At 43.5% G+C, this 18,872-nt stretch carries 11 protein-coding genes; 5 read left to right on the plus strand and 6 right to left on the minus strand.

Annotation, left to right across the window (positions count from 1 at the left end; translation table 11 throughout):
• Positions 1-264: 264 nt before the first annotated feature.
• Complete coding sequence (locus BLP33_RS20660; protein WP_090532669.1) at positions 265-3,225, plus strand: outer membrane beta-barrel protein; 2,961 nt, start codon at positions 265-267, stop codon at positions 3,223-3,225.
• Between the two features lie 155 nt (positions 3,226-3,380).
• Here the strand turns inward: BLP33_RS20660 and BLP33_RS20665 are convergent, their stop codons facing one another.
• Entirely contained in the window at positions 3,381-4,895 is a 1,515-nt protein-coding gene (locus tag BLP33_RS20665; protein WP_090532671.1) for a PA14 domain-containing protein, read from the minus strand.
• A 211-nt stretch (positions 4,896-5,106) separates the two neighbouring features.
• Positions 5,107-7,803 (minus strand): outer membrane beta-barrel protein, encoded by a 2,697-nt coding sequence (locus BLP33_RS20670; protein ID WP_090532673.1) that lies wholly within the window; start codon positions 7,801-7,803, stop codon positions 5,107-5,109.
• A gap of 540 nt (positions 7,804-8,343) precedes the next feature.
• On the opposite strand from BLP33_RS20670, the gene BLP33_RS20675 reads away from it, so the two are divergent.
• The 3 genes from BLP33_RS20675 (at position 8,344) to BLP33_RS20690 (ending at position 11,457) form a co-directional block, all read left to right on the plus strand.
• A complete protein-coding gene (locus BLP33_RS20675) occupies positions 8,344-8,751 on the plus strand; it encodes a hypothetical protein (protein ID WP_090532675.1) in 408 nt (135 codons plus the stop codon).
• Positions 8,752-8,872: 121 nt separating this feature from the next.
• On the plus strand, positions 8,873-10,411 hold the full coding sequence (locus BLP33_RS20680) for a YifB family Mg chelatase-like AAA ATPase (protein ID WP_090532677.1): 1,539 nt from the start codon (positions 8,873-8,875) through the stop codon (positions 10,409-10,411).
• 605 nt (positions 10,412-11,016) lie between these two features.
• Positions 11,017-11,457: a hypothetical protein gene (locus BLP33_RS20690; protein WP_090532681.1), complete on the plus strand. Its 441-nt coding sequence runs from the start codon at positions 11,017-11,019 to the stop codon at positions 11,455-11,457.
• Positions 11,458-12,094: 637 nt separating this feature from the next.
• On the opposite strand, the gene BLP33_RS20695 is transcribed toward BLP33_RS20690, so the two are convergent.
• Positions 12,095-13,834, minus strand: coding sequence for a cellulase family glycosylhydrolase (locus tag BLP33_RS20695; RefSeq protein WP_217633199.1), 1,740 nt, complete (start codon positions 13,832-13,834; stop codon positions 12,095-12,097).
• Between the two features lie 89 nt (positions 13,835-13,923).
• The gene (locus tag BLP33_RS20700; protein WP_090532686.1) at positions 13,924-15,327 is read right to left on the minus strand and encodes a glycoside hydrolase family 30 protein; all 1,404 of its coding nucleotides are present in this window, start codon (positions 15,325-15,327) and stop codon (positions 13,924-13,926) included.
• 275 nt (positions 15,328-15,602) lie between these two features.
• Between BLP33_RS20700 and BLP33_RS20705 the strand changes: the two genes are divergently transcribed.
• The gene (locus tag BLP33_RS20705; protein WP_090532688.1) at positions 15,603-15,974 is read left to right on the plus strand and encodes a response regulator; all 372 of its coding nucleotides are present in this window, start codon (positions 15,603-15,605) and stop codon (positions 15,972-15,974) included.
• A 230-nt stretch (positions 15,975-16,204) separates the two neighbouring features.
• Here BLP33_RS20705 and BLP33_RS20710 read toward each other — a convergent pair whose 3' ends face one another.
• Together BLP33_RS20710 and BLP33_RS20715 are read right to left on the minus strand one after the other, a co-directional pair.
• Positions 16,205-17,785 carry a M1 family metallopeptidase gene (locus BLP33_RS20710; protein WP_090532690.1) on the minus strand — a complete coding sequence of 527 codons (1,581 nt, stop codon included), beginning with the start codon at positions 17,783-17,785 and terminating at the stop codon, positions 16,205-16,207.
• A gap of 97 nt (positions 17,786-17,882) precedes the next feature.
• A complete protein-coding gene (locus tag BLP33_RS20715; protein WP_090532692.1) occupies positions 17,883-18,806 on the minus strand; it encodes a hypothetical protein in 924 nt (307 codons plus the stop codon).
• Between the last annotated feature and the right edge of the window lie 66 nt (positions 18,807-18,872).

Raw genomic sequence — 18,872 nt, forward strand, 5'->3', positions numbered from 1 at the left:
CTAAAAACCTCCAAACGTGGCTCATTGAGCACTCCCCGCCGCTTGTAATTGACTGACTGATCTTTATAACAACCACAAGGCCGGAGACCCCGGCCTTTTTTGCATAATAATTTGTAACAATAATATGATTGATAAGCAATTACAGGCCTAATGTGTAACAATAATATATTGATTGGGCTTTTAGCAAATTTTAAGTTGAACATTTGCAGTTCAATTACGTCTATATACACACAAAAACAATAATTGCACGCCGAAAAAACGTTTATGAAACCCCTATTTCTTATTTTAAGTTTTACCCTTTTATTTGCCTTTGGTTCCTACGCTCAAACAGGGCGGGAGGTAAGGGGAACTGTCGTTGATTCCACTAAGCTTTCCTTACCCGGAAGTAGTGTCAAACTGGTTTCAAATGCCGGGGATAGCACCATAGCCATTGCCGATGCTACAGGTAAATTTTCGTTCCCGGTAGTAAAGGGCAACAAACTAACCCTTACCATTTCGTCAATCGGTTTCACCGCAATTAAAAAACATTACTCGCTTGATGCCGGGACCCAACCGGTTGATCTTGGCCCGATAGTTTTAAAAACCGAAACCAATATGCTTAACCAAGTTACCATTGTAGGCGTTAACCCGGTGATATTAAAAGAGGATACAACCGAATATAAAGTAAGCGCATATCCTGTACGCGAAAATGCTCCTGTTGAAGACGTGTTAAAGAAACTGCCCGGCGTTGATGTGGATAAAGACGGTAATGTAACCGCACAGGGCAAATCGGTGACCAAAGTAAGGGTTAACGGAAAGGATTTTTTTGGGGGTGATGTTAAAACAGCAACCAAGAACCTGCCTGCCGATGTGGTTGAAAGCATCCAGGTAATTGATGATTACGGCGATCAGGCCAACCTTACCGGCATAAAAACCGGCGAACCGGATAAGATCCTGAACATCACCATCCGCAAGGACAAGAACCATGGCTATTTTGGACAAGCCACAGCCGGCGACGGCGAGGATTTTTTACCTAAAGACCCAGGCGTCACCAATGCCAACCGTTATATAGGCGATCTGAAATTTTTCAACTTCAATAATGAACAACAAATAGCCGTATTGGGTACCATTAACAATACCAACGTAAATACATTTACTTACGGTAGCCCATCATCGGGTGGCGGAGGTGGTGGTGGTTTTGGCGGCGGGGGCGGCGGCCGGGGGAATGCATTGCGTGGCTCAAGCAGCTCCACAACCAGCGCAAACGGTATCACCAACGCGCACGCCATTGGTGCCAACTTCCGCGATCAGTGGGGTAAAACACTCTCTGTTTACGGAAGTTACAGCTATACTGACAATACTACCAACACCATTAGCTCATCTATCCAAACCAACAACGTTCAGTCGCCAAGTATAAGTACACAAAAAAGCGATCAAACAGATAATCCCATTAACCATCGCTTTAACTTTAACCTTGAGTGGAAACCTGATACCATTAATTACTTAAAAGTTGTACCAAACTTCACCTATTCGAGCACTAATACAGATGCTAACGAATCCTTATCAACAACTATTGATGGTATAACACATCCCTCATATACCTCGCTATCTCATACCGACGGCACAACACCAAGCTATGGTATTAACGCCTTGTATAACCACCGCTTCAACGGGCATGGCCGTAACCTAAGTATTAACATCAGCGCTAATACGTCAAAAACATCGCAGTTCGATAATCCGACTTATGATTATGCCGATGGCGCACCCCGCCAGGCGCCTGCCAATCAGCAAACCTATACCGATAGCCGCGTAACCAGCTTTGGTACAAACATCTCCTACATTGAGCCTCTAAGTAAACGGGGGTACCTGGAGTTAAATTATGCCTTTAACCGCTCAAACACCACAAGCGACAGGGAAACCGATACGCTGAGTACCGCCAATACATATGACCATTACGACAGGTTGAGTAATAACTATAAATACAATTTTACCACCAACCGCGTTGGCCTGAACTACCGCTTTATCGAAAAGAAATACAACGTTACTGTAGGTATTGGCGTACAACCGGCCGCATTAAACGGGCTAAACCTTAAAAACGATTCGGCTACGCATGTAACCACGTTTAACGTGATCCCAACCGCTCGTTTCAGCTATAATTTTTCGAGAGGAAAAGCTTTAAACTTCCTGTATAACGGATCAAGCAACCAGCCTACATTTAGCCAGCTGCAGCCCGTTATTGATTTCACAAACGCGCTTTACCCGGTACAGGGTAACCCTAACCTAAAGCCGGAACTTGCCAATAACTTTTCATTGAGATATAATAATTTCAGTTTCCAAACCGGCAATATTTTCTTTACCAATTTCAACTTTACCGCAACACAAAATAAAATAGTACAAAACACTATTTCTTATCCCCGCAAATTTAGTAAGGCGGTGTTAGCAGCAGATCCATCGTTAAAAAGCTTTGAGGGCACTAATCTTACCAACTATTTAAATGCGGATGGTTACTATTCGGGCACTGCCAATGTGGTATACGCCAAGCCGTGGGCCCAGCGTAAATTTACCCTGCAATTTAATAGCGCCTTAACTTACACCAATGGTGTGGCATTCTCAAACAGCATCGATAGTAATAATGTTGCCGCATCAGCTGCTCCATTAAAAAACATAGCCAAAAACCTCAACTTTACCCCCGGTTTAAAATTCAGGGTAAATATTGTTGATGTTATTGATGCAGAGGCAAGCAGCAGCTATGGCATCAATAAAACAACCAACTCTATCCATAGTACGCTTATTGATGGCAGCTCAAACTTCCGCACGTTAAATTTAGGGCTGGCCGGCAAAAATTATTTCTGGAAAGACTGGACCCTGAGCTATGACTTTACCCGTACTGTAAATTATGGATATGACCCAAGTCTTGGTATTAAAAACCCTAACATTCTGAATACTTACGTTGAACGTCGCTTTTTGAAAGATCACCGCGCAACTATCCGTTTAGCGGCATACGATTTATTTAACCAAAACACAGGTTATACATCGGTTGTAAATGGCAATATAACCACGCAATCTACTGTAAACAGGCTTGGGCGTTACTACTTGCTAACATTCACACTTCGTTTACAAAAGTTTGCAGGCAAGGCCCCGGATCAGCAGCCCGGCCAGCGCAGGTTTAACCGCGATGGCGGAGGTCCGGGTGGACCGGGCGGTGGTCCAGGTGGAGGTGGCCCGGGCGGTCCGGGTTCTTTCTAAGGGATAATATTTTTGTAGAGACGCATAATTGCGTCTTCCGCAGGACAAGCGATTTCAATAGCGTCTTAGCTACCGTAAATTGCAGGCGGGAGACGCAATTATGCGTATCTACATTCAAAAACTGTCATTTTTAAATGGCCTCTACGGTAAGCAACCTATCTGGGCCCATACTGCAATGCGTAGGGAATTGGCGAGATCTTCTTTTTGGCAATATTATCCGGGGTTACGTAAACAAAATCAAGCTTACGGCCACCTTCTTTTTGAAAGTATTCTATCCGCAGCGGATAAAACCCTTTTTTCAAAGGAACGATGTATGACCGTTCAATATCGCCGTCATGCAAACCATCAAGGTCAAGGATCGGCTTATCATTCAGGTACACTTTGCAACCATCGTCGCTCCCTAACCCAAAAATGTAATAGCCATCCTGTTTAACTTCAAATTGCCCATCCATCACTATACCGAAATTATTTTGGCGGGGGAGTTTATTGATACTGAAAGTACTATCGGCTACGCCCTCTTTAACTGGTTTTAAAGTCTTAAAGTCGGGTAGCTTATCCCATTGGCCTTCGTAATAAGCGTAATGAAGGCCGCCCGGCTTGTAGTTTTTCCTGAGCCGTGTTGCAGGCAGATAAGTACCCACCCTGAAATCGCCGCTGGTGCTCTTGTCAAATTTAGCCCGATCGGCTATCTTCCGCAGGGTAACACTTGCGGCGCCTGATAACTCTATTTCGGGCCTTACAGCCGGCGATGCCACTGACGGCTGCGAGCCATCAAATGTATAGTGCACTTTTGTGGTATCGTCAAAGTACCAGATCTTTATTGGCTTATCCTTAAGTACAATTCCGCGGGATGGGTGAAACTCCAGCGGCTTACCGCCATAGTCGTTATAAGCAAACCTTAAACCATCATACATATTTTTCAATCTCACGGTCCCGTGCGATTCCTTTGGATACGCTTTAACCACCCACTCAAAACCCGTCGGGGCATCTTTTTTCAGCAGGCTATCCATTGCGTTTATGTTCATCTCCTTCATGCCCTGTCCTTCACGCCCGCCGATATAAAGCGCCTTACCCTTACCTGCAAGCGAAGGCAACTTCTCTTTAACCTGCTTAAGCATCACGCCATTATCCCACCAATAACTTGGGTCGCCGGCAATATAATTGCTGAAGAGCTGCGGTTCGTTCAGTAAAGCATAAGTAACAAACACGCCGCCGAAAGAGTGGCCGAAAAGGGTATTATCACCATCAGAAGGGTAGGTTTTATCAATATAAGGGATCAGCTCCTCTTTAAAAAACTTTAGAAATTTGTCAGCCCCGCCCGATGTTTTATTTCCATTATTATGGGTCGGCAAAAAATCTCTATCACGGTCAACATTCAGTAGCCCGACAATTATCATTGGCGGCATGGTGTGCTCATCAAAAATAAAATGCTGGATATCGCGCCCTAATTTTATATTCCAGTCGTCAATGATGTACAATACATCATATTTGGTTGCCGAACCGGCTTTATAACCATCGGGCAATATTACCTGAATAACGCGTTTCTCATTTAATATAACCGAATTGATGGAATCGCGTTTACCGGGCAGGTCCTGCGCCTCAGCGCGTCCTGACAAGCTAACTATTACTGCAATAGTAATGGATAGAAAAAGGTAGGCCCTGGTTTTCATAATGGGGGAGGCTTTGATTACTGGTAAGACTATACCTTAGTAAGGATAGTTACACAAAGCAGGCAAAAAACAGCGGTTTGCTCTTTTTTCATAGCTAAAAGCAGAATACACAAAGCCTAAAGCTTAATTCGCTGATTATTAACCCTGTTTAATTACTTGAATTATTAGACGCTATATAGCTTAATACAGTTCCTTTATTTTTTTCCGACATTTATTTAGTGCTTAGCTTATTGAACTTGACACTGTAAGTAACCAGGAAATATCGCTTCAGTGTATTGTTTTGCACATCGTTAACCGAATTGGTGTTAATGTAACGGTACACGCTCACGTTTTGATTAAAGAGATCATAAACGGAAAGTTTAAGTTCTCCCCGGTCTTTTTTAAGCATTTGCAGGGCCAGGGACGAGCTCACTACGTTAACCCCTTTTTTAAAACCTGCCGCAACCTGGCTGTTATAATTAAAATCCTGCCTGGTTTCCCAAATGATTTTTTTAGGAAACCTTACCACCAGGCTGTTGCTTATATTGTAGGTAGCTACCCTGATACTCCTGAAATCGTCATAATGATATTTGGAGTTCGATTGGTTAAAACCAACGGCGGTATTCAGGTCAATCACATCTTTCCAGTTAACATTAATATTTTCACGCAATCCATATGCAACAGTATTTTGCCAGCCTTCCACATTATTCAGCAAATTAAGGTTTTGGTAATAGTTGCCGTAAAAATTAGCTGATGTGCCGAGCTGCCAGTCTTTTATCTTTTTGAACCCTTTAGAGACACCAACTGAAAAATTATAGCTCGGCCTGCCATCGCGGTTAACGGTAGTACTATTTTGCACCCCGTCTGAGCGAATGGTTTGCTGTGTAATTGCCATGTTTTTTTGCGAAGAAATGTTGCCGTACGAGTAAATACCCAGCTGACTGTTATTAAAGTATTTGAAAAAATTAAAGTAATAGGTATTACTTATGCCGGGCCTCAAATTTGGATTACCGGTGTAGCTGTACAACGGACTATAAACAATAGTAATAGGCTGCAGGTTTGATACCCCCGGCTGGTTAACACGGCGCTCATAACTCAAGAATATTCCATAAGCTTCGATACGGATTGTTGGCAATAGGAAAAAATAATTTTGAACAAGCCTGCTGGTCGCGAAATTGTTATTGATCTGCTGCCATTGGGTGTTAAGCCCGGCGATGATTTGTGTGTTTTTATTGAGCTGATAAGTGATCCCCGGTTTAATATTCTCCGTCCACAGATCCCGTTTAAGGTCGGAGCTTTGATTAGTGAGCAGCGAATCAAAACCGCCTGTTTTACGGTCGAAGGTAAAGACCTGGTCGCTGGTTTTATTATATATGCCCGATGTGATAACATCAACAATAAGCTTTTTGGTTAGCGGGTATCGGTAACTAAAATCGAGATTGCCCGAAGCATTGTTTGATGTGCGGGTAGATAACCTATGCAAGCTATCTGATAATTCCGGGCGTTGATAATTAACTACATCATTATTATTGAAATTGTTGTTATGATTAGGGCTAATGCTGAGGTTATGCGAGATAGTGAACGACTCCTTGCTTTTGTTCTTAGATCGTTTATGAAAATAAAAGCTTTGGTTAAATTGCGTTGAATGCCAGTCGCCCACGGAGCCCGATACCGATTTATTCACTGGCATATCAAAATTATTTGAAGTATTGCCCAACGACGAGGAGATGCTATTATTAGAATTATAACTTAATGATGGATTATAGCGCAGGTTCCGGATAGTATCAGGCTTCCACTCTACAAGTCCGCTTATCGTGTGCGTATGATTGTTTGCATACCTGCTGCTTGAAGCACGGGTTAACAGCGTTGTATCCTTCAGAAACTGCTGCTGAAAATTGGCTGATTCAATTTTGTTGTTCCGCTGTGTATAAAAATATTGCAGGTTAAGCTTTAGCTTTTCGCCATAGTTTTGGTTAAGGTTAAACCCTCCGGACGTAATTTTTTCAATGCCGCCGCCCCAGTTTCGGCCGCCGTTAAAGGATGTGTTACCCCCGCTGCGGTCAAAACCGCCCTCGGCATTAAGCTCATCGCGAGAGAAAGCTGTATGATTAAGGTTATTGCTTAACCCAATGAGGCTTACCTGCAGCGTATCCCGAAACATATTGAACAATCCCCCGGCCTCGTACCTGTCGCGCGAACCCACACCTCCGAATACCTTGCCGAAAACGCTTTTTTTAATGGCCTTTTTAAGTTTGATGTTAATGATCTTCTGTACCTGGGTTTCACTTACCAAATGATCGGGGTCATTCTCCCGGTCGTCATAAACCTGAACCTGTGCAACAATGGCCGCGTCCAGGTTTTTGGTAGCGATCTTAGGGTCGGAACCAAAAAACTGCTTGCCATCAATCAACAGTTTGCTTACCTGTTTCCCGTTAACGGTAATGGTTCCGTCGCCATCTATTTGTACGCCGGGAAGCTTTTTAAGCAATTCTTCAACGGCGGCATTGGGGCGGGTTTTGAAAGCGGCAGCATCAAATTCAATGGTATCTTTTTTTACTTTGACTGGAACCCGCTCTGCACGTACCACCACCTCCTTTAGCATCTTACTGCTGAGGGTAACATTGCCCAGATCAACTATATCGCCTTTTTTAAAATTAAAATTATGGATATAATTTTGATACCCGGCATAGGAAATAACCAGGCGTACCTGCTTATCAACAGGGAGTCGCTGTAATTCAAAATCCCCGTTCTTTTTACTGAGGGTATAAGCTATAAGCGAGGTATCTTTCAGGTCGACAACGGCAACAGTACTCAACTCAAGAGCTTGCTTATTCAGGGAATCGGTGACCTTCCCTTTTATTGTGGCCTTTTGGGCAAAGGCCCCGGAAAACAGGCATAACAGTATTAATGAAAGAAAGATGGTTTTCATCCAGGTTTAGGTGCAGACAGGTAAGGTTAATTAAATTGTGTTATAGGTGATGTAGGGCCGAGGTAAATAGAAACTTAAATCATGAGGTAGTTATAGGGTTTAGATGTTAGCATGTTGGTTAATTTTTTTGATAGACGCGTATTCGACAAATATCAAACTTAAACTTTTAAAGCATAAAAACAGCTCACCCAGCTTAACCACTACATCCATAACCCCGTAGGCAGCATTATATGCTATAAATGTGCTCTAATAACATGAAAGCAGCATTAATATTGCCTGATACGCTACAAAAAGGGGAGATATTGGGTATTGTAACATTGATTTTACCAAAGTGTCCTTTTTCCCGGAGCCATGCAGAATAAAATTATTTCTTTCTCCGCGTTGTTTTTTTGCGATATAAACATCAAACCAAATAAATGAATATAAATGCTATAAAAATCAAGCATGGCCGCAATAAAATTTTGCCAATTCCGTTTTTAAACTAATATTGTGCAAGTAATATTATTTTGTACCGAATTAATTACCTAAAACCATAACATTATGAAAGCAGCAGAAACCTACAAGTCCATTTATGTAACGTTTTACAGGTGGAACGTTAAAAATTTTGGTCACGGCGGATTGCCAAAAGCTAACGCCCTTTTTGGAGCAAGCTTTTTGATGATCATTTTGCTGGCCATTTTAGTAAGTGTTGCGCAGTTATTTTTAACCGCCGGCTGGTTTCAGTTAAGTCCGGTATTCGGCTTAATGATATTACTGGGCGCCACAGGCGCGTTTGTACTTAATTATTTTGTATTGCTGAACAGCCGCTACTTTAAAAAGGTGAATGCCGCTTTTGCGCGCATCAGCAAACACAATCCCAATACATGGTCAATAATGCTGATGGTTTGTGTGATTGTTTCCTGCACCATGCTCCTGGTTGTTTGCCAGGCCGGAACATTTTTAAGATGAGATTAAACAATGTGATTATAAGAAGGCCCGCCGGTACCGGCGGGTTTTTTGTTTTATATGGTCCCGCTTTATCACTTCATCAAAATTCTATATCTTTCGCTTCAATTAAACTTTTATCACTGTGTTGGTTAAAACTTTTGGAAGCGCGGTTTATGGGATACAGGCTATTACCATAACAGTTGAGGTGAATATTGCATCGGGCACAAAATATTTCATTGTGGGCCTGCCCGATGTGGCTGTAAAAGAAAGTTATTTCAGGATAGAATCGGCGCTAAAAAACTGCGGTTTCAGGATGCCCCGCCAGCAGGTAGTGGTTAATATGGCCCCGGCCGATATCAAAAAGGAAGGCTCATCCTATGATCTTACTATTGCTACTGGCGTATTAGCCGCATCCGGCCAGATAGAACCCGAAACCCTTGATAAATTCATCATCATGGGCGAGCTTTCACTCGATGGAAGTCTGCAGCCCATAAAAGGCGCTTTGCCCATAGCCATACAGGCCCGAAAAGATGGCTTTAAAGGGTTTATCCTCCCTAAACAAAACGCCCGTGAAGCAGCCATTGTAAACGATTTGGAAGTTTACGGTGTTGAAAGCATTAAAGACGTCGTTGGCTTTTTTAACGGCACATCCGAGCTTAAGCCCGAAATAGTAAACACCCGTGAAGAGTTTTACGACAGCCTCTGCAATTACGACAGCGATTTCAGCGAAGTAAAAGGCCAGGAAAATATTAAGCGCGCCTTAGAGATTGCCGCGGCCGGCGGCCATAATGTGATCCTGATCGGTCCGCCCGGAGCAGGTAAAACCATGCTGGCCCGGAGGCTGCCCTCCATTTTGCCGCCATTGAGTCTCTATGAATCGTTAGAAACCACCAAGATCCATTCGGTGGCAGGCAAACTTGCCGCTGCCGATGCGCTGGTAACCATTCGCCCGTTCAGGAGCCCTCACCATACCATCAGCGATGTAGCTTTAGTAGGAGGGGGGAGCAACCCTGCCCCCGGCGAGATCTCTTTGGCCCATAACGGCGTTTTATTTTTAGATGAATTGCCGGAGTTTAAACGCAGCGCGCTGGAAGTAATGCGCCAGCCGCTCGAAGAGCGCCGGGTAACCATATCACGCGCTAAATTTACGGTAGATTATCCCAGTAGTTTTATGCTGGTGGCAAGCATGAACCCCTGTCCATGCGGCTACTATAATCACCCCGAAAAAGAATGTATTTGCCCGCCGGGTATGGTGCAAAAATACCTGAGCAAAATTTCAGGTCCGCTGCTGGACAGGATAGACCTGCATGTGGAAGTAACACCGGTTAACTTCAGCGAGCTGTCATCTGACCGTGCTGCCGAAAAAAGTGAGCTCATCCGCGAGCGGGTGATCAGGGCAAGGGAAATCCAGGTAGAGCGTTTCGGCAACCGTCCCGATCTGCATGCCAATGCGCAAATGAGTCCTCAAATGGTACGCGACTTATGCAAGATCAACGCGGCAGGCCAAACCCTGCTCAAAAAAGCTATGGAAAAACTCGGCCTCTCGGCAAGGGCTTATGACCGCATACTGAAAGTATCCCGCACTATTGCCGATCTTTCAGGGAGTGAGGAAATTAAACTGGAGCATTTAGCCGAGGCTATCCACTTCAGGAGTTTGGATAGAGAGGGATGGGCTGGGTAAGGTACAACGAGACAGTGTCTCGGGAAAGAGTAATCCGAAGCCGGAAACTTCGGACAGCAAGGGTAGCGTCTTTTGGTTTTATTCTTGTTCGGAGAATAAGTACAAGTAAAGGCAAAAATAAATGATTAGCAACAAATCCATTTCAAGTGTAACAAATAAGAGCGATAATCGCATGGCTTATTGGATATCCGTGTCCTGCGTGATCATTATCGGATTTTTTTGTCGAGATTTTATTGAATTGATTTGGGGTCTTTTGGGATTTGTAATACTTTTTACAGCAATCTCATACATTTCAAAGACTATAATTTTAACTGAAAATTCAATAATTATTCAGAGCATTTTCGGGAAAGATATTACAAAAGATGTAAATCAATGCATGCGTTTAACAACCTCTTGGCTCCTGATAAACAGAATGAAATTGGAGTTTATTGATGGTAGTCGGTATTTGTTTAACGGAAACTCCTCTGACAAAGTCGTGAAAGAACTGACCAGAATTATTGCTCAACGCACTCCGGCACAAGTATGAAAATCTGGCGATTTGTACCATATGCTTAAAACAGCGCTGAAAAACTATGGCCTTAAGAAGTTTTTAACATATAAACTACATGACAACCAAACCTTTACTCCTTACCACTATCGCTGCACTAACTATCTTTTCAAGCTCCTGCAAAACCTATTACATGCCTGTTGGTACTTTCCTGGAACAGGTGCCAACCCTGGAAACGGTGAATTTAAGACAGGTTACCGCCCAAGACCCACTTGGGCATAAGCATACCTATAGTGTTTATCCTATTGATTCGATTAAATGTTTCGATAAAGACGGAACTCCTTATAAGTTAAAGAACGGACCATCTATTGAAATACGTTTTACAGATATCAATGGCAGGCGATCAACCTTTTACTTCGACCGCACCTGGGTTATCCAGGATTCTGTTATCGGTGTTCAGTCAAAGATTCTTTCACTGAAAAAAGCAATACCGGTAAGCACTATTAAAATAATTGAAGTACAGGATGGGCGAAAAAAATACAAATACATTAACCAGTAGGCCAAAATAAAGCTGGCCTACACAACAGCTGATTTGGAGTTTAATAGCGGGCAATACAAAACAATCATTTGCCGGCGAAGCCGGGGCTGATACCCGGCGCGGGCAAATTGGGTTATGCAGCTTAGCAGTTTACCTGCAAAACTTTAAGCCATACAGCCAACTGTACTATTATATTAAATAGCCTGTTAACTTAAAAAAAGCATGGCCCGCGGTTGCTGCCAATTGGAAATTTGTTAACCCTGCCATGCACATGATCGCAATGTGTATGATCGCGATACATTTTTTGATGAGATGGCGGGCAATTTACCTGTAGTGGTTGGGTAGTTTCAGTCTTATCAGGCTGACAAACTATCGTAGCTTGTTTTTTCATAACGACTTCTCCCTATGTTAGGTGACATTGATAATTGATATAATAAATTTAACTATAAAAACAGTTATTTACAATACCTTTTTATCAGAAAATAATATTAAAAAATTACGGGTTAAACCCGAAGGTGCAAGTAGCTTTTGCCCGCAGGCAAGCCCTGCATATTTGCGCCGGTAAAGGAAAAAATCATTTTTGGCATCTTAGATAAATAAACAGCCGGAGCAAATAATATATACTCCGGCTGTTTAAATAAGTATAGCGTACCTGTATTTACTTCCCTTTCCAAAACTGCAGGTAATGCAGGTTGTACCCTCCGTTGTTAGCTAATGCCTTTATTTTGTTGCTCCCGGCCTTTAAAACAATGTTTTTTACAGCAATAACCTGCCATTTTTTTAACCCGCCGGTGTTGGGAACCGCCACTTCTTTTGCCTGGGTTATATTATTAACTAAAACAGATAGTTTGGCATCATCGGTGGCGGATGCCACTTTGAGGCTTAGGGAGTATATGCCCGGTGTTTTAACCTGTATTGTGTACTGTGTCCATTCGTTGGTTTCAATATGATCTACATAGTAACTTTCATACTTCGTAGAATCTTTGCTGATATCAACGCCGTCATTTCGATAAACATGGCCTTTGTTGCCTACACCGGGTTTGCCTGAAGTATGATAGTCGGCGGTATCGGTGTCAAAATATGCGTAACCGTTGCGGCCCAGGTCATAATCAACAGCATTGATCACGGTGCCGTTGCCAATCCTGTTGGCTTTAAAGGGCTTGGTAACGCTTGTATGCGGCTGCCTGAAAATAGCATCGATGACATCATGATGGATAATGGTATTTTCTAATTTAGCATACGTAGCAAGCTCAAGGGTGCCGCTATACGTATTGCTCTCGTTAGGTTTATTCCTGCCGGTGTTCAGGTACCTCGCCACATCATCATAGTTCAGATTTGAACGGATCTCCATCGGGTTGTTGATGCCCAATTTTTTTAATGGCCATAATGACCAGCCAATGTTATTTTTTTCTAATAAGCCGATAGCTTCGGTAAGCCAGGTATTTGAGTTTTCGCCGGTTTCGCCCAACCATACGGGGATATTATACTGCTCGCGGGTTTTTACGATATGATCAACAGACTTCTGATCGTTAAAATTCCAGTACTTATGAAAGCTCAGCACCATGTTTTTATCCCACTGGGGTAAAATACCGTTATAGTTATTGCCCCAACCGTTGCCCTCAATAATAATAATGTGTTTTTTATCTACCTCGCGAATGGCAGCAGTAATATCAACCATCAGTTTTCTTAGCGGACCGTTTGTTTTTTCCTTCAGTCCGTTTTTATCATTTTGAGGATCGTCAAAACCCCAGTTTGGCTCGTTGATGATATCATAAGCACCTATATAAGGCTCGTTTTTATAGCGTTCGGCCAGTTTACGCCAAAGGGCTATGGTTTTTTGCTTATTGGCCTCGCTGTCCCAAAGCGATGGTTTGTCCGGGTCGCGGTCGGAGATGTTGAGGTCGTTGCCTTGTCCGCCGGGGGCGGCATGCAGGTCAAGGATCAGGTACATATGGTTTACTTTACACCAGGCCAGCAGATCGTCGGTCATTTTAAACCCTTTATCCAGCCAGGTGTTTTTACCGGCAACGGGCTCCTTATCAACCGGCAGGGTGTAAAGGTTATAATGCATTGGCAGGCGGATAGAATTGAATCCCCAGCGTTTCATAGAGTCTACATCGATTTTGCGGGTGTTATTGGCCAGCCAGGTATCATAAAACTCCCTGGTTTCGGCCGGTCCCATTAGTTCTTCCAACCTTTCACGAATGCGGTACTGCCGGCTGTCTTTGTTAATGTGCAGCATATAGCCTTCCTGTAGCATCCATCCCCCTAAACCCATCCCTCGCAGCAATACATTCTGCCCCTTTTCATCAACTATTTTTTTGCCTTCGGCTTTTAAAAAGCCTGTTTGCGCATTGCCTTGTAACGCTACAAATAACGCCGGGACCGCGGCAAGCATAACTTTAATCCCAGAGCTTATCTTTATGTTTTTTATTAACGATGTTAACATGTTGTTGTGCATTTAAATTTTTCCTGAACCGGTTTATATTACCAGATATACGTTCCAACCGAACCTTTATCAAGTTTAACAGCTAATACTTTCCCCTGGTACTGGATGTTAAAATCCTGCGCGCCATCGCCGGTGTTGGCTACGATAAGTACTTTTTTGCCATCGGGGGTTTTGAAAGCCACATTAGGTAAAGTGTCTATATTGTTTGATGCGATACGTACTGAACCCGGACGTACAAATTTGGAAGCGTGGGCAATTGAATAATAAGCGATGTTTTTCTTAACCTCATTTTTATCAATGGTAACCGCACCCTGGCACATTGGGCAGCCGCCCCTGTCGGTATAGGGCTTATATTCAGGGTCGGCGGCAAGGTTCCACTCCAGTACATTGCGGCTCCAGTTGCGGGTTGCGCCAACAATCAGGCTTTTTACCGGCCAGGCTATGTTGATGGTACTTTGATTTTCAGGCTCAACGGTCATCTGCTCGGTAAAGTAAATGTTTTTATCAGGATGGGCGTTGTGCACATCGGTAAGGGCCGAGATATCGCCGCCATACAGGTGAAAGCCCGAACCATCCACATATTTACGGGCAGCCGGGTCATTCAATATCGAAATAGGATAGTCGGGCCTGTCGGCATTATGATCGTAAACAATGATCTTTGTTTTGATACCTGCCGCCTTAAACGCCGGGCCAAGGTTGTTTTTGATAAAGTCGGCTTCGTCGGGCGCAACCATCAGCAAGCTGGGGTTATTACCCGGGTGTAACGGCTCATTTTGAATGGTGATAGCATCGATATTAATTCCATTGGCCTTCATCGCCTGGATATATTTAACCAGGTATTTTGCATACACCGGGTAACAATCGGGTTTTAACCTGCCGCCGCGGGTATCATTATTGGTTTTCATCCAGGCCGGCGGCGACCAAGGTGAGCCCAACACCTTGATTGCCGGGTTAATTGCCAGGATCTGTTTCATTACCGGGATCACATCGGTTTTATCCGGGCCAAGGTTAAAATGTTTTAACGTTGGATCTGTCTGTCCTTTGGGCATATCATCATAGGAGAATACTTTCTCGTTCAGATCGGATGCGCCAATACTCAGCCTTAAATAACTGATACCAATATCATTCCCTGTAACCGCGAAAAGATTTTTAAGCAGCGCGGACCGGCTTTCGGTACTCATGCGGATGATGTGCATAGCGCTGCCTCCGGTTAATGCAAATCCAAACCCGTCTATCGGCTGGTAATGTTGCTTATCATTAACAGTAATAGTAGTGCCGTCGGCCTCCCCGGTTTTAAAAATGAGCGGCTCCTTTTGCTGCTCAAAAAGTGCCGATCTGTCGGCCCGGGTAAGCCATAAGCTTGCCTTTGTTTGCGCGTTTATTGCAGCAGCCGGGCCAAGCAGCATGGCGCCCAATAAAATCGATTTGATTTGCGTATTCATGAAACAGGATTTACAGGTTTATTTGTTGGACAACAGGAATTAATACGGCTGTTAAAATTGGATAAGTAAAAATATTACTGTTTTTAATAAAACGTAGTAATTAATCGGTTACAAAGTCAATAATTAAATTTTGTAGTGGTTAAGAAGTAGTTTACTCATGGGGTTAATTTAAAGCAGGGCGATATAAAGTCTTGTTTAAACGGGCAAATTTAATTTTCAATTTAAAACATTTGTTTGTATGAAAAGATTTCTATAAATTCACATACAACTATCCAATGAATACTCCATCTAAAAAAATTGTCATATTTGATGACGACGAGGACATACTTTCTATTTGCAGTTACATTTTGGAGGAACAAGGGTGGGAAGTGCACACATTTAGCGACTGCAATAACATTGTTGAGAAAGTTTCGGGCATTTTGCCAGATGTGATCATGATGGATAACTGGATCCCCGATTCGGGCGGGATCATTGCCACGCAAACCCTCAAAAAAACCGAAGGACTTAAAGAAATACCGGTAATTTACTTTTCGGCAAACAGCGATATCCAGATCCTGGCCAATCATGCCGGCGCCCAAAGCTATTTAGCCAAACCATTTGATCTGGAAGACCTGGAAAAGGTGATCAACAGGGTGATAGCCGCGTAGGAGGGTTAGTTATTATGCCATAAATTTATCTTGGGGATAGTGCAAAGGGCTGCGTTAGTGATAGGAGCGGATACCGGCCTTGTGGCTAATGCCTGTGCAGTATGAGCGTATAGCACGGGCCGCAAGCAACGCCCATATTTTTCATACCGATCAAAAAATATATTTAATTTATAACTATCCGTAACAAAAAAAGAGGGTCAAACAATGACAGCCCTCTTTAAAAACCGCTTCTATCTTTTTTCCTCAAACGATGCCAGCAGGTTTATATTCGGGTCCACCTTAACATCTGCCGGTTTGGCTTTTACCCGGAAACGGGCTGTTGTCGATTTCTCTTTTACCGGCACAGTTAACAGTTGTCCGTCAACAGACACTTCCAGCGGCAAATTGTAAACATAGGCCTGGTTTTGGGTTACATTTATGGTAATGTAACCATCCTTTTCATTATACTTCCAGCTAACCGCCAAATTTGGGTGCCCGGCGTTGCGCAGCCATTGCGTAAAAAACGGTTTCAGGTCCTTGCCGCTGGTTTGTTCCATTACCCGCCTCAAATCATCGGTATTGGCATTGCTGCCCTGGTATTTTGAATAATAGTTTCTAACCCCTTTCCAAAAAACATCATCGCCCAGTTTGCGCCTCAGCATGTGCAGTACCCAACCGCCTTTTTCGTAACTATTGGCATTAAGCAACTGCATAAATTTTGTTTTAACAGCGGTATCAACCACGGGCGTTAAACGCCCTTTTTCAAAATCCAGCACTTTTTTACGCTGGCCGATAAGGCGCGTTTTTAAGGTATCGGCCCCGTATTTATTTTCGAGATAAAGATTGGTCATATAAGTAGCAAAGCCTTCACTTAACCAAAGGTGGCCAAAGCTTTTCTCGCTGGCGCCATCGCCAAACCACTGGTGGGCAATTTCATGCGCCATTAATTCCTCTATATCCGGACTTTTAACCGATTCTTCAAAGTAGAATATGGCACTGGCATTTTCCATACCGCCAAAAATGGTTTTCGACTGCACGTTGGCCAATTTTTCGTAGCTGTAAGGGCCAACATTTTTTATAAAGTAGGGGAGAATGTTTTTAGCTACAGCATAGCTTTTAAACCCAACCTCTTTACTTTCCGGAAAAACATAGGTAAAAACCGGGATTCCGTTAACATCACCGGGGCGGTCAACTGCAAACTCAGCTACGCCTATAACCATTACTTTGGTAGGCAGCGCAACGGCTTCAACCCAATGGGTTAGTTTGAGCTTTCCGTCGAGTTGCTTTTCTTCGGTTTGCAGCCCGTTTGATACTACCTGGTAATGATCGGGCGCGGTTACAATAAAATCAACCGTGGCTTTGTCGGCAATATTATCAACGCAGGGGAGCCAGTTGTGGGCCCGGTTAGGCCAGTTATCACCAAAAAACGTGCGGTGCCCGAATGCGTTGGTCGAGATGATCAACCCATCGGCCGGGATGCCGCTATAACTTATCGTATAATCGCGGGTGTTCCCTTTATAGGCGCGGGTATTGATCTTTAGCTGTTCATCGTCCTGGGTAAACTTTACGGGCTTCCCGTTTTCGGTCACTGCCGATACCAGCATGCCTTTACCCTCAGCATTCTTTTTCACCAGGTCGAGGCTGAACCCTTCTGCGCCGTTCAAAAACCTTACCGAAACCGTGGCCTTTCCCTCTATATTATTATCGGCGTCATTAAGTTTAATATCAAACGTATAATGTTTAACATCAATCTGCGCCCCTGGAACCTGGGCAAATGCCGGCATGGTAAACAGGGCCGGTAACAATAAAAGAACAAAAAATATCCTGCGCATAGCCTTGGTTCAGTTTGTTTTGTACTGCAACAAAGCTAATAAAAACAAGCTGTTATCCGCCCTTCCCGGCCATATGGTTTATCACATTTTTACATTGCTAAAACGTTACATTAACCCCTGTGGTGAACAAAAAGTAAAGCCCGTTCATTTTGGTGTTTTTTACATAATCAACCTGGTTAAATGGCTTGATGAGGTAGGGCGTAAAGACGATTTGCCACTTGTTAATAGCATAGGTTAAAGGCAACGATCCGCTGAAAGCAAGCAGCTTATATTGCCTTACCTCGCGCTGGTTTTGCTGCGTTACCGTTTGCGTTATGATAGTTTGCTTTGGCTGACTGGGAAACAGGATATTAATAGGTGTTTGCTGCTGGGGCTGCTCTATCGAGCGGGTAACCTGCGATTCGGTATAATAAGTTTGGTAGAACGATTGTGTACCGGCATAAAGCGTGGCGGTAGGAGTAACTTTTAGCCCGCTTTTTTTATCCGCGCCTGTTTTCAGGGCAAAAATTTCTTTTGATAATTCGGCCGTATTAACAACGTCGTTGCTGTTATTTTTATTAAACCTATAGCTGATGCCCGCGGTAAATTTTACAATATCATCCGGATTGGCATACAGCTGCCCGTCGAGCGTGGCATTAAATGAAGAAAGTATAATGGGACTGCTTTTGGTGATAAAATATTTGGTGGCCGATACATTGCCTCCATAATACCGTTTTGCATCAAACGCGAAAACATAGCCCGGCGTAACGCTAAGGCCTTCGGTGCCAGATTTGGAGCCATTAAGATCAAAATAGCCGATAGCGCTTACAAAAAAGCCCTGCTTGCTAACTAATGTAACCGAGGGAAGAAGCACCGGAACACTGCTTTCATCGCGCCGGCCGGCATAGGTAAGGTTTGAAAGATATTGCAAACCCGCATTTACAAACAACTCTTTTGTTTTTGCCGCGGTATCAGGTTTTTGCTGGGCATAAACCGCAGGGCCGGCCAAAGCCAGCAGCAGGATAAGTTTAAGTTTTTTCATGGCTAATGTTGAATAAAAAAAGTGCGGATAATCAAAAAGGCCGGTACCGGCCTTTTTGATTTAATA

The organism is Mucilaginibacter sp. NFR10, assembly GCF_900100445.1.
Taxonomy (GTDB): Bacteria; Bacteroidota; Bacteroidia; order Sphingobacteriales; family Sphingobacteriaceae; genus Mucilaginibacter; species Mucilaginibacter rubeus.

Bases quoted from the DNA above. Each gene is read 5' to 3' on its own strand.
- BLP33_RS20660 (WP_090532669.1), top strand. From the start codon at position 265: ATGAAACCCCTATTTCTTATTTTAAGTTTTACCCTTTTATTTGCCTTT.
- BLP33_RS20665 (WP_090532671.1), bottom strand. From the start codon at position 4,895: ATGAAAACCAGGGCCTACCTTTTTCTATCCATTACTATTGCAGTAATA.
- BLP33_RS20670 (WP_090532673.1), bottom strand. From the start codon at position 7,803: ATGAAAACCATCTTTCTTTCATTAATACTGTTATGCCTGTTTTCCGGG.
- BLP33_RS20675 (WP_090532675.1), top strand. From the start codon at position 8,344: ATGAAAGCAGCAGAAACCTACAAGTCCATTTATGTAACGTTTTACAGG.
- BLP33_RS20690 (WP_090532681.1), top strand. From the start codon at position 11,017: ATGACAACCAAACCTTTACTCCTTACCACTATCGCTGCACTAACTATC.
- BLP33_RS20695 (WP_217633199.1), bottom strand. From the start codon at position 13,834: ATGCTTGCCGCGGTCCCGGCGTTATTTGTAGCGTTACAAGGCAATGCG.
- BLP33_RS20700 (WP_090532686.1), bottom strand. From the start codon at position 15,327: ATGAATACGCAAATCAAATCGATTTTATTGGGCGCCATGCTGCTTGGC.
- BLP33_RS20705 (WP_090532688.1), top strand. From the start codon at position 15,603: ATGAATACTCCATCTAAAAAAATTGTCATATTTGATGACGACGAGGAC.
- BLP33_RS20710 (WP_090532690.1), bottom strand. From the start codon at position 17,785: ATGCGCAGGATATTTTTTGTTCTTTTATTGTTACCGGCCCTGTTTACC.
- BLP33_RS20715 (WP_090532692.1), bottom strand. From the start codon at position 18,806: ATGAAAAAACTTAAACTTATCCTGCTGCTGGCTTTGGCCGGCCCTGCG.